Source organism: Pseudomonas sp. L13 (assembly GCF_009935965.1).
Taxonomy (GTDB): Bacteria; Pseudomonadota; Gammaproteobacteria; order Pseudomonadales; family Pseudomonadaceae; genus Aquipseudomonas; species Aquipseudomonas lactis.
This window is the reverse complement of the sequence record NZ_QODJ01000104.1, coordinates 1-11,240: the sequence shown is the minus strand read 5'-3', so window position 1 is coordinate 11,240 and position 11,240 is coordinate 1. Positions and strand designations below refer to the sequence as shown.

The 11,240-nt window shown below is 59.2% G+C and carries 9 protein-coding genes, 4 tRNA genes and 1 pseudogene; 10 read left to right on the top strand and 4 right to left on the bottom strand.

Features of this window, described 5'->3' with window-relative positions; all coding sequences use genetic code 11:
- Positions 1-155: 155 nt before the first annotated feature.
- Entirely contained in the window at positions 156-1,163 is a 1,008-nt protein-coding gene (locus tag DK871_RS27655; protein WP_056788490.1) for an NADP-dependent oxidoreductase, read from the bottom strand.
- Between the two features lie 228 nt (positions 1,164-1,391).
- Between DK871_RS27655 and DK871_RS27650 the strand changes: the two genes are divergently transcribed.
- The 4 genes and pseudogenes from DK871_RS27650 to DK871_RS29800 all read left to right on the top strand — a co-directional run bounded on the left by DK871_RS27650 (position 1,392) and on the right by DK871_RS29800 (position 5,847).
- Positions 1,392-2,153 carry an SDR family oxidoreductase gene (locus tag DK871_RS27650; protein WP_003190072.1) on the top strand — a complete coding sequence of 254 codons (762 nt, stop codon included), beginning with the start codon at positions 1,392-1,394 and terminating at the stop codon, positions 2,151-2,153.
- A 200-nt stretch (positions 2,154-2,353) separates the two neighbouring features.
- Positions 2,354-3,766, top strand: a complete 1,413-nt coding sequence (locus DK871_RS27645) for a PLP-dependent aminotransferase family protein (protein WP_161907393.1) — start codon at positions 2,354-2,356, stop codon at positions 3,764-3,766.
- 80 nt (positions 3,767-3,846) lie between these two features.
- Positions 3,847-4,989: pseudogene (locus DK871_RS29805) on the top strand (HAMP domain-containing protein); the annotation flags it as partial.
- Positions 4,966-5,847 carry a methyl-accepting chemotaxis protein gene (locus DK871_RS29800; RefSeq protein ID WP_375139756.1) on the top strand — a complete coding sequence of 294 codons (882 nt, stop codon included), beginning with the start codon at positions 4,966-4,968 and terminating at the stop codon, positions 5,845-5,847. The pseudogene DK871_RS29805 and the gene DK871_RS29800, both read left to right, overlap by 24 nt.
- Before the next feature lie 36 nt (positions 5,848-5,883).
- Here DK871_RS29800 and DK871_RS27635 read toward each other — a convergent pair whose 3' ends face one another.
- Complete coding sequence (locus DK871_RS27635; RefSeq protein WP_161907391.1) at positions 5,884-6,696, bottom strand: alpha/beta fold hydrolase; 813 nt, start codon at positions 6,694-6,696, stop codon at positions 5,884-5,886.
- A 293-nt stretch (positions 6,697-6,989) separates the two neighbouring features.
- Complete coding sequence (locus DK871_RS27630; RefSeq protein ID WP_073521738.1) at positions 6,990-7,760, bottom strand: hypothetical protein; 771 nt, start codon at positions 7,758-7,760, stop codon at positions 6,990-6,992.
- Between the two features lie 359 nt (positions 7,761-8,119).
- On the opposite strand from DK871_RS27630, the gene DK871_RS27625 reads away from it, so the two are divergent.
- The 4 genes from DK871_RS27625 to DK871_RS27610 all read left to right on the top strand — a co-directional run bounded on the left by DK871_RS27625 (position 8,120) and on the right by DK871_RS27610 (position 8,534).
- Positions 8,120-8,195: transfer RNA gene (locus DK871_RS27625), tRNA-Glu, on the top strand.
- Positions 8,196-8,198: 3 nt separating this feature from the next.
- A tRNA-Gly gene (locus DK871_RS27620) sits at positions 8,199-8,274 on the top strand.
- A 105-nt stretch (positions 8,275-8,379) separates the two neighbouring features.
- Positions 8,380-8,455: transfer RNA gene (locus DK871_RS27615), tRNA-Glu, on the top strand.
- 3 nt (positions 8,456-8,458) lie between these two features.
- Positions 8,459-8,534, top strand: a tRNA-Gly gene (locus DK871_RS27610).
- 79 nt (positions 8,535-8,613) lie between these two features.
- Here the strand turns inward: DK871_RS27610 and DK871_RS27605 are convergent.
- A complete protein-coding gene (locus DK871_RS27605) occupies positions 8,614-9,405 on the bottom strand; it encodes a LuxR C-terminal-related transcriptional regulator (protein ID WP_161907390.1) in 792 nt (263 codons plus the stop codon).
- A 137-nt stretch (positions 9,406-9,542) separates the two neighbouring features.
- Here DK871_RS27605 and DK871_RS27600 point away from each other — a divergent pair, with 137 nt between their 5' ends.
- The gene (locus tag DK871_RS27600) at positions 9,543-10,646 is read left to right on the top strand and encodes a polyamine ABC transporter substrate-binding protein (RefSeq protein ID WP_161907389.1); all 1,104 of its coding nucleotides are present in this window, start codon (positions 9,543-9,545) and stop codon (positions 10,644-10,646) included.
- 28 nt (positions 10,647-10,674) lie between these two features.
- Positions 10,675-10,962: a hypothetical protein gene (locus tag DK871_RS27595; protein WP_032892595.1), complete on the top strand. Its 288-nt coding sequence runs from the start codon at positions 10,675-10,677 to the stop codon at positions 10,960-10,962.
- Positions 10,963-11,240: the final 278 nt, after the last annotated feature.

Genomic DNA, 11,240 nt, shown 5'->3' with positions numbered 1-11,240 from the left:
GTTAAAGCGGCGTGATTTTTAAGAGCAAAAACAATGAGTTATTTTTTGTTTGATAAGAGCTGGCTTGCCTGCGATAGTATCAACTCGGTATCACTTAGAAACCGAGTTGCTTGCATCGCAGGCAAGCCAGCTCCCACATTTGTTTCTGTGTTGTTTCAGCTGACTTTGAGCACCAACTTCCCGAAGTTCTCGCCATTGAACAGCTTCATCAGCGTTTCCGGGAATGTCTCCAGCCCTTCGACAATATCTTCCTTGCTCTTGAGCTTGCCCTGGGCCATCCAGCCGGCCATTTCCTGACCCGCCGCCGCGAAGTTCGCCGCGTGGTCCATCACCACAAAGCCTTCCATGCGCGCACGGTTGACCAGCAATGACAGGTAGTTCGCCGGGCCTTTGACCGCTTCCTTGTTGTTGTACTGGCTGATTGCCCCGCAAATCACCACGCGGGCTTTGAGTGCCAGACGGCTGAGCACCGCGTCGAGAATATCGCCGCCGACGTTATCGAAATACACGTCCACGCCTTTAGGACACTCGCGCTTGAGGGCGGCGGGCACGTCTTCACTTTTGTAGTCGATGGCGGCGTCGAAGCCCAGCTCATCGACCAGGAACTTGCACTTCTCGGCGCCACCGGCGATTCCCACCACGCGACAGCCTTTGAGCTTGGCGATTTGCCCGGCGATGCTGCCCACGGCTCCGGCGGCGCCGGAGATCACCACGGTGTCACCGGCTTTCGGTGCGCCGGTTTCCAGCAGGGCAAAGTAGGCCGTCATGCCGGTCATGCCCAGGGCGGACAGGTAGCGGGGCAGGGGCGCCAGCTTGGGGTCCACCTTGTAGAAGCCACGGGGCTCGCCGAGGAAGTAATCCTGCACGCCCAGTGCACCGTTCACGTAGTCCCCCACCGCGAAGTTCGGATGCTTCGAGGCAATCACCTTGCCTACGCCTAAAGCGCGCATCACTTCGCCGATGCCTACCGGTGGGATGTAGGACTTGCCTTCATTCATCCAGCCACGCATGGCCGGGTCGAGGGACAGGTATTCGTTGCGCACCAGCACCTGGCCGTCCTGGGGTTCGCCCACCGGCACTTCCTGGTAAGTGAAGGTCTCGCGCGTGGCGGCACCGACCGGGCGTTTGGCGAGCAGAAATTGGCGGTTGGTCTGGGCGGTCATGGCAAGGACTCTTTAGAAATGGAACATGAGTGATAGACCCTCAGGGGCAGAAGGGCAAGGGTGTGCGGCGCAGGCGAATGCCCGGCAATAGGCCTCGCTGATAATCAGCCGGGCGGCTTTATCACTGCGATTCATGCAGCGCCAACCGGCCTTCTGATAGTGCTGACGCGCGGCTGCCGGCGTTGGCTAGACTCGCCTCACCGCAATTAACCCCACAGGACAGTTCCCATGAGCATGACGTTTTCTGGCCAAGTCGCCTTGGTGACCGGCGCCGCCGCTGGTATTGGCCGCGCCACCGCGCTGGCATTCGCCGCCGAAGGCCTGAAGGTGGTGGTCGCTGATCTCGATGTGGCGGGAGGTGAGGGCACTGTGGCATTGATCCACCAGGCCGGTGGCGAAGGGATATTTGTGCGCTGCAACGTCACGCTCGATACGGACGTGCAACAGTTGATGGCACAGACCGTCGCCACCTATGGGCGCCTGGACTACGCCTTCAACAACGCCGGCATCGAGATAGAAAAGGGCAAGCTGGCCGACGGCAGTCTCGATGAGTTCGATGCCATCATGGGGGTTAACGTCAAAGGCGTGTGGCTGTGCATGAAGTATCAGCTGCCGTTGCTGTTGGCCCAGGGCGGCGGGGCCATCGTCAACACCGCATCGGTGGCGGGGTTGGGGGCGGCACCGAAGATGAGCATCTATGCGGCGTCCAAGCATGCGGTGATCGGCCTGACCAAATCAGCGGCCATCGAGTACGCGAAGAAGAAAATCCGCGTGAATGCCGTCTGCCCGGCCGTGATTGATACCGACATGTTTCGCCGCGCCTATGAGGCCGACCCGCGCAAGGCTGAGTTTGCCGCAGCCATGCACCCGGTCGGACGCATTGGCAAGGTTGAGGAAATCGCCAGCGCCGTGTTGTACCTGTGCAGTGATGGCGCAGCGTTTACCACCGGTCAGGCCCTGGCGGTGGACGGTGGCGCGACGGCGATCTAGGACGGCAGGTCGCGCGGCATTCGAAAACAGAGCCAGGTGCTGTGGGGCGTTTCCATGGCGGGCAGTGGGCTGTGCACGAATATGTTTCACTAGGTAAATAACCCAATAAAATCAATACTTTAATAAAAGTTTGCGGCCGGTCTTACCGGGCTTCTGTGCTTAACTGTTTTGGGTTAACAGACAGTTTAAGTGAGTGGCTCATGGATTTAGGGATTGATCGACAAGCCCAGGTACCGGTTGTTCAGCAGATCGTCAGCGCGGTGGCAGAATGGATTCGCAAGGAGGGGGTGAGCCCTGGCACACGCTTGCCGTCCATTCGCCAATTGGCCCTTGATAACCTGCTGAGCCAGGCCAGCGTGATCGAGGCATTCGAGCGGTTGGTGGCCCAGGGGCTGCTGGCCCCCAGGCATGGTTCGGGGTACGTGGTGGCGCAGCCCATCACGGCCCATGAAAACCACTGGTATGAAGGTGCGGAACAGGGCTGGGGCGCCTTTACCGATAGTCCGCTGGGCGAGCTGAAGCTGGGCTGCGGCTGGTTACCCGACACCTGGCGCGAAAGCGATGACATCAGCTACGCGATCCGTGAACTGAGCCGTACCGACACCGGGGGCCTGTTCAACTACAGCACGCCTCTGGGGATGCCGGCGTTGCGCGAACAACTGCTCAAGCGCCTGACCCAGATACACGTGCCCGCCAGCCTGGACCGTATCCTCACCACCCATGGCGCCAGCCATGCCCAGGACCTGCTGATACGCACATTGCTCAAGCCCGGTGATGAGGTGGTGGTCGAGACACCCGGGTATGGCAATCTCTATCGTCAACTGGCCTTTCAGGGGGTCACGCTGCTGCACGTGCCGCGCACGCGTGGCGGCCCGGATATCCCGGCATTGGAAGCGCTGCTGCACACCCACCGGCCCAAGTGCCTGTTCATCAACAGCCAGTATCACAACCCCACAGGGACCAGTTTGAGCCGTCCGGTGGCAGAGCGTCTGTTGGAGCTGGCACGCGAGCGCGACTTCCTGATTATCGAAGAGGATGTCTACGGCGACCTGCAGCATGCCAGTTGCACACGCTTGGCGGCGCTGGCCCATGATGACCGGGTGATCTATGTGTCGAGCTTTTCCAAGACCCTGAGCAGCGCCCTGCGCGTGGGTTACCTGTGCGCCAGTGCCGCGATCATCACGCAATTGGCCCAGCTCAAGACCCTGACAGGCATCGGCACCTCACGTTTTGCCGAAGCCATGGTGGCGACGTTGTTGAGTAACGGCACTTACCGTAAGTGGGCGCAGCGCCTGCGCAAGCGCTTGAACGCGCAGATGGCCGCGACGTTGCAGGTGCTGGAGGATGAAGAGTGGCAGGTATTTGCCGCACCCGCGGGCGGTATGTTCTTGTGGGTGCGACCGGGCTTGGCCGACCCTTTCCGATTGCAAGCCTGCGCCCAGCGCCTCGGTGTATTGCTGTCACCGGGGGCGTTGTTCAGCCCCACGGGTGAGCGCAGTGAATGGCTGCGCATCAATGTGGCCTACGCGGCTGATCAACGCGCATTGACGCTGTTTCGCGCCATGGGCGCGGCAAGATCGACCTCGACCATTCTGAAAACGACGCACGTGTAGCTTTTTGCCATTATTCCGGCGCCAGCGGCTTGTGCTCAGTGCCTCGGGGTTGCGAATCTCGCTGCTTGTAAACCTGGCCTATGGCATTTGCCATTGCAAGAGGATCAAGCGCAATGATTTCGGGCGTGCAACGGCGTTTCGCCAACCTCGGTATGGCAAAAAAACTCGGCTTGGGTTTTACCCTGGTACTGCTGCTGACGGCCCTGGTAGCGGCCATCGGTGTGTGGTCCCTGCAGACCATCGGCCAGCGCTTCGAAGGCCTCACGTCGATGTCGACGCTTAACAGCGACCTGCTCAAGGTGCGCTTGATCGAACAGGACTATGCGCTGCACGCCGACCCCAAGGCCGTTGATGCCCTGCATGCCAGTGTCGATGCGCTGCTGGCCCAGGCCACGCGTCTCAAGGCTCGGTCCGCCAGCAACGAGCGAGTGATGGGCGACGTTGAGCAAGCCTTGGTCGCCTATCGCCAGGCATTCGATGAGTTCGTCGAGTTGACCCAGACCAAAGACCTCGCCCTGGAAATGGCCAGTTGGTCGGTGTCCAGCGTGGCCAATAACCTGGATGTGCTGCAAGCCGGGCTGGCGGATGACGGTGCCTACGGCCTCAAGGAAAGCCAAGGCAAGGAGGGCGCGGAGTTTATCGAGCAGGCCGGGCAGGTCAGCCAGGTGTCGCGCCTGATGTTGCAGGCCATGAACGAAGCGCGGGTGCGCCTGGACCAGAGCCGCAGGGCAGACGCAGACGCCGCCGGGCAGGGCAAGATCGAGCAGGCCGACCAGGCCCTGGCTGAAGTCGAGAAGCTCAAAACCACGGTCAAGGACGCCGGCTACCAGACCGTGCTCAACGAAGTCTCTGGGCATATCGCGTCGTTCAGTGAAAAGCTCGGCGAATACACCGGGCTGCTGGCCCAGGAAAAAGTGGTCTACACGCAATTGCATGACCGCGCCGAGCAAGTGGTCAGCCGGGTCAACCAGGCGTATGCCGCCGAAGACCAGTCCATGCAAACACAGTTGCAACACAGCACGCTGCTGATCATCGGCTCATCCGCCTTGGCGCTGCTGGTGGGCTTGATCGCTGCATGGGTGATCACCCGCTTGATTGTTGCGCCGTTGCGCGCGGTGATCGCCGTGGCCCAGCAGATCGCCTCGGGTGACCTGAGTGGGCGCATGGAGGTCAGCCGGCGTGATGAAATCGGCCAGTTGATGCAGGCGATGCAGCAGATGGGCAACAGCTTGAGCCAGATGGTCAGTGGGTTGCAGGCGGGGATCGAACAGCTCGCCAGTTCCGCGCATTCGCTGTCCAGTGTCACCGAGCAAACCACTGCCGAAGTCAGCAACCAGAAGGACGAAACAGAGCAGGTCGCCACGGCGATGAACCAGATGACCGCCACGGTGCACGATGTGGCACGCAATGCCGAGCAGGCGGCCCAGGCCGCGCAGACCGCGGATGCCAAGGTCGATAGCGGCCAGCAGGTGGTGCGCATGAGCCTGCAGCGTATCGAACTGCTGGCCACATCCAGCAACAGTGCCAGCGCCAGCATCGAAAGCCTCAGCGCGCAAATCCAGAACATTGGTACCGTGTTGAGCGTGATCCAGAGCGTGGCCGAACAGACCAATTTACTGGCCTTGAACGCTGCGATTGAGGCAGCGCGTGCCGGTGAGCAAGGGCGTGGCTTTGCGGTGGTGGCCGATGAAGTGCGGGCATTGGCCAAGCGCACCCAGCAATCGACCGAGGAAATCGAACGGCTGGTCAGCACGCTGCGCAGTGCGGCGCAGTCCTCGGTGCAGCAGATCCAGCAGAGCGGCGAGCTGGTGAAGCTGGCGGTCAGTGATGCGCTGGAAACCGAAGGGGCCTTGGGCAGCATTGCGGCGGCCGTTTCATTGATCCAGCAGATGAACCAACAGATCGCCGCCGCCGCCGAGGAGCAAAGCTCGGTGGCCGAAGAGATCAACCGCAGCGTTACCAGTATTCGGGCGAGTGCCGATCATTCGGCGTTGAGCATGCAAGACAATGCCGCTTCGAGCATCCAGTTGGCGCAGTTGGGCGCGCAACTCAAGGGCATGGTGGGGCACTTCCGCCTTTGATCGCAGCCAGGGCGCTGCGATCTGAGGGCAGGGCGATCAGGCGTGGTTGGCGAGGAAGGTCAGCAGCGCCTCGTTGACGAAATCCGGGTTCTCGCGGCTGGAGATATGCCCGGCTTCGGGGATCAGGATCAGGCTGCAACCGATCAGCTCGGCCATTTCCTCGGACTCGGCCGGTGGCCGGGGTTTGTCCTGCTCGCCGCACATCACCAGGGTGGTGTCGGAGTCCAATTCAGGTAATTGCGCCAGGATGTCTTCGCGGCTGAAGATCAGGCGGCCCAGCGGCACGATACTGTCTAGCAGGCGTTCTTTGGGGAAGTTTTGCAATGACTGGCGAAAATCCTGGTACAGCGCGGAGTTGCGGTCAATATTCGGGCGGAAGAAGATCGGTGCGATCACATCCAGCAACGGTTCGGGGATCGCCCCGGCGTCTTCAATCATCTTGAACAGCGAGAAATAGTACTGGCGCGTTGCTTCGGGCTCGGCCCCGAGGTAGGTGTCCATCAGCACCACGCTATTGATGCGTTCGGGAGCCTGCAATGCAAGGCGTGCGCCCCACATGCCGCCGACCGAGAGGCCCACCAGGTTGGCCTCTGCGATGTCCAGGTGATCCAGCAGGGCCAGGGCCTGGCGCGCGAGGCCATCCAGGGAACCGGTGAGTGCTGGCAACGAGCCGGACTCCCCATGGCCCCACAATTCCGGGACGATCACGCGGTATTGCTGCGACAGCGCTTCAATCTGCGGCGCCCACATGTCGCTGGCCCACAGGTAACTCGAACCCAGTAGCACGACGGGGCCGGCGCCCTGGTCGATATAGTGCAGCGGTTGTCCATCAATCACGGCGACAGGCATAACAGGCCTCTAGTTTCACGGAGTGAGGGGCACTTTTTTACGCTAGTCGGGGGCGGGGGGATAGGTGCACATTGATGGCATGTGATGATTTCACTGTGGGAGCTGGCTTGCCTGCGAAAGGCCTGCCAGCCGATGCTCACCTACCCGACACCCCACAATCCCACTGTGGGAGCGGGCTTGCTCGCGAAAGCGGCGGGTCAGCCAACACCAATGTTTGCTGAGCCGACGTCTTCGCAGGCAAGCCAGTTCTCACCTTGATATTCGTTGCTATGAACATTGCCTTCGCGTTGCCATCAATCGTAGATAGCTTTCTTCTTCCACTCGGCGTCAGCGTCAACAACTTTCAAGCCCTCGGTCAACTCGTTGACTTCGTCCTCGGCAGGCTTGCTGTTGGTCAGCACCGTGGAGTTGGCGCGCGCCAATTGGGACTCCAACAGTTGCAACTGGGCGCTGTAGAGCACCGGCTCCGGCTGTTTGCGCAAGTACTGCACGCCGCGCTCGAACGCCAGGCGTGCCTGGCCGGGTTGGCCTTGCAGCAGAGCGTGCTGGCCGAGGTTGTTGAAAAACTCGATGTGCAGCAGCACCAGGATATGCCGGATTTCCTTGATCCAGTGCTTGGCCTCGTTGGTCGGCAGGAAGCCGTCCTGGGCGGCGCGGGTGACTTGGCCGTGCAGGGCTTCGAGCAAAAAACGCACGTCCTTGGCCTTGGCTTCGGTCTGGATCGGCGCCGGCGGGTTGGCCACCGGAATCGACTCGCCTTGGGCGATCAGCGCATTCAGTTCGGTGATACGCGCCTTGAGCGGTGTGCTGGACTTGTTCAGGTTCAACAGGCGTTGGTTGACGTTCAGCTCCAGGCGAGCCAGCAACAGCTTGAGCGCTGGGGTCATCAGTTGACCGGGGAAGGTCTCGGTGATTTCACCGCAGCGACGCAGCCGATCGTTAAGCTCGATCTCGGTGCGCTTCTTTTCCAGCTTGTTGTTTTCCACCACGTGGTTCATGTAGCCAATGGCGATCAGTATTACGATCCCGGCTATTACCAGCAGGGTGATCATGAGTGGTGTCACCGGTGTGACCTCTTTAATAGGGTGTGCTGTGGAGTGTAGTGACTGGGTCATCCGGCGGATAGGACCGATCGACCAGTTGCCCAGGTGATTTCTTCTATATAGGTAGGCGCTGCCTGAATGGATGCACATTGCCATCATTTGCCTGGGTGAACTATAGCGCCTTGTCGAACGCCAGAATATAGGCGCCAAGGCTCAGACAGCTCCAATGCCCGCGAAGGCCGTGAAACCATGGCGAAGTCATTGATTTAAATAAATTTATCCTTGGGGGTTGACGACCTTTCAATCCATCCATAGAATGCGCGCCACTTACAGCGTAAAGCACACAGCGAAACGCGGTAGGGAGTGAATGTTGTACGTGTGTCCCCTTCGTCTAGTGGCCTAGGACACCGCCCTTTCACGGCGGTAACAGGGGTTCGAGTCCCCTAGGGGACGCCATATGCGGGAATAGCTCAGTTGGTAGAGCACGACCTTGCCAAGGTCGGGGTCGCGAGTTCGAGTCTCGTTTCCCGCTCCAATTTACAAGCAGTGTGGCCTTTGGGCGGCATTGAGTGAAACCAGGACCAAGTCTTCGGACAAGGCCTCTGGGCACTGGAACACACACCATGTGTTTCAGTAGCGTGTCCCCTTCGTCTAGTGGCCTAGGACACCGCCCTTTCACGGCGGTAACAGGGGTTCGAGTCCCCTAGGGGACGCCATTTGCGGGAATAGCTCAGTTGGTAGAGCACGACCTTGCCAAGGTCGGGGTCGCGAGTTCGAGTCTCGTTTCCCGCTCCATATTTAACGAAAACGCCGATCAGTGATGATCGGCGTTTTTGTTTGTGCGCAATTTACCTCGCCAGCGCACCGCCACCATTCAACGCGTCGATGTAATCTCCTGCCGTGGCATAAAAAACCGCGCAAACAGTTCCGACTGAGATTTGATATTCAGCTTGCTGTAGATATTACGGCGGTGAACCTTGATGGTCTCCGTCGACAACGACAGCTTGCCGGCGATCTCTTTGTTGGAGAACCCACTGAGCAGTAACTTGAGCACGTCTTTTTCACGCGTCGTTACCTGTGTTTCCAACTGAGTGAGTGCCTCGGCCCATGGGGTCGGCTCGGCGAGGTTTTTTGCCGGGTCAGTTTCAAAGCCCATGCGTTGATGCATCATTGCCGTTACCCACGGCTTGATCATGTCCAATACCGTTATCTGCGCCTGGGTGAAGCGCAGGTTGCTGCCAAATGACATGCACAACGTTCTGTCGGCATCGAGCCGTACGTTGTATTGCGCCTCATCGACCGAGATGTATTGCGCGAAATATTGTTGGTAATACTCGGTTTCCCCGAAGTGTTCCGGCGCAATATCCAGCAGATGGAAGAACCCGCTCTGCGGGTTTTCTCGGTCAGCGATGTAGAACGGGTCCAGCAGGTACAGACCTTTCACATAGCGGTGAATAAAGGCGTCGATTTCTTCGCTGTCTGCCACCTCGGGCAGGCTGATCACACGCACTGCGTGGTCGCCGAAAACCAGCACCACCCAATTGTCTATCTGCACATATTCATTCAGTACCCGAATCAACGAACTCCAGAACTCCGGGCGATTGAGCTGCATGATCAGTTTTCCAACCGATCGGTGCCAAGCCAGGCTATGAAGGTCAAGCGACATGTTCTACCCCTTTAGGGTTAGGGCTTTGCAGGCCAGAGCTAAGTACTTGTAGGTATTTACTATTCATTAAGGCTCGGTATATTCACCCCGAGCTTACGATAGCCATGAAGGCGCGTCGTGTGGACAGGGATAGTCATATGAGTCGAGCACACTTGCGAGCTATTTTTTTAGCTTCGTTTATGGGCGCTGCAATCAGCACGCCCGCAGCCGCCGCTGAAAATTCGGTGTATCTGTATAACTGGTTCGGCTTTCTTGAGCCGCAGACGCCCAAGCAATTCCAGCAGGAGAGCGGCATCAAGCTGCATATGGATGCCTTCGACAGCGCCGAAACCATGCAAAGCAAGGTCATGGCTGGGCGCACCGGTTATGACCTGGTGGTGGCCACCTCCAATGTATTGCCCGGCTTGATCAAGGCCGGGGTGCTGCAACCGTTGGATCGTGCGCAGTTGAGTAATCTGTCGCACATCGACCCTGACATCCTGTCCCTGCTGGCGGTCAATGACCCCGGTAACCGCTACGCCGTGCCCTATGTCTGGGGTACCACCGGCATTGGCTACGACGTGGATAAGGTCAAGGCGGCACTGGGTGATGACGCGCCGGTGGACAGCTGGGACCTGATCTTCAAAGAAGAAAACATCAGCAAGCTCAAGTCCTGTGGCGTGGCCATGCTCGACTCCCCCAGCGAGATCATTTCCATTGCCTTGCACTACCTGGGGCTGCCCAGTAACAGCACCGATCCAGAGGATTACCAGAAGGCCCAGGCGCTGTTGTTGAAAATCCGTCCCTATGTACTCTATTTCGACTCGTCCAGAATCGACACCGACCTGGCAGACGGCAATATCTGTGCGGTCGTCGGCTGGGCCAATGGTGCACTGGCGGCGCAGGCGATTAATGAAAAGACCAACAGCGGCCGCAAGATTGCCTACAGCCTGCCGCGCGAAGGCGGCTTGGTCTGGTCTGAAAACTGGGTGTTGCTCAAGGATGCTCGCCACCCAAAGGCCGCTCTGGAATTCATCAACTACATGCTGCGGCCACAGGTGATAGCCAAGACGTCCAACTACATGCTCTATCCCAACGCCAACAAAGATGCCACGAAGTTTGTCGAGCAGAAGTTGCGGGATAACCCTTGGATCTATCCCGATAAAAAGACCATGGCGACATTGGTGCCGCTTGAGCCCTTGCCGCTGAAGGCCGAGCGTATTCGCACACGGGTCTGGACCAAGGTTAAAAGCGGTACGTGATGGGGATGGGGCCGGGGAGGGAGACAGCATGCGCCAGGGCGGTGATCAGCGCTACTTAGAGTCAGACGACTACAAGGCCTACAAAGAGATTGAAGAGCAGATCGGCCTGTGTACGCCAGAGCAGGCCTGGGCCATGTATTACGTTTCGACGGGCATGGTGCGGGAAAACATTACCCTGGCGGTGATGGAGCATATTGGCCGGGGCAATCGAGCTTTGCTGCTTGAGTTTCCAGACCTGGTGCGAGTTGCCGGGCGTGACGCTGAGCCGGGTGCGCTCGCCTCCAACTGGCCTTTGCTGCGCAGGCGTCGTCGATAACTCTGCTGGGTGTTCCTCTCGACGGGCGATACGAAGCTGAACCCGTGGCGAGGGAGCTTGCTCCCGTGACGGACTGACAGCCGGCGCCTATCTCCCTGACACCCCGCAATCAAACTGTGGGAGCTGGCTTGCCTGCGATGACGGCCTGACAGGCGACGCAGTTATACCGGGTACATATCCATTCCTGCGGTAACGGCCACTTAGGGTTCCGCCCTGACGGCGGCTCACTTTTGAAAAAGCGCAAAAGTAAGCAAAACGCTCTTGCCCCACCACTCGGC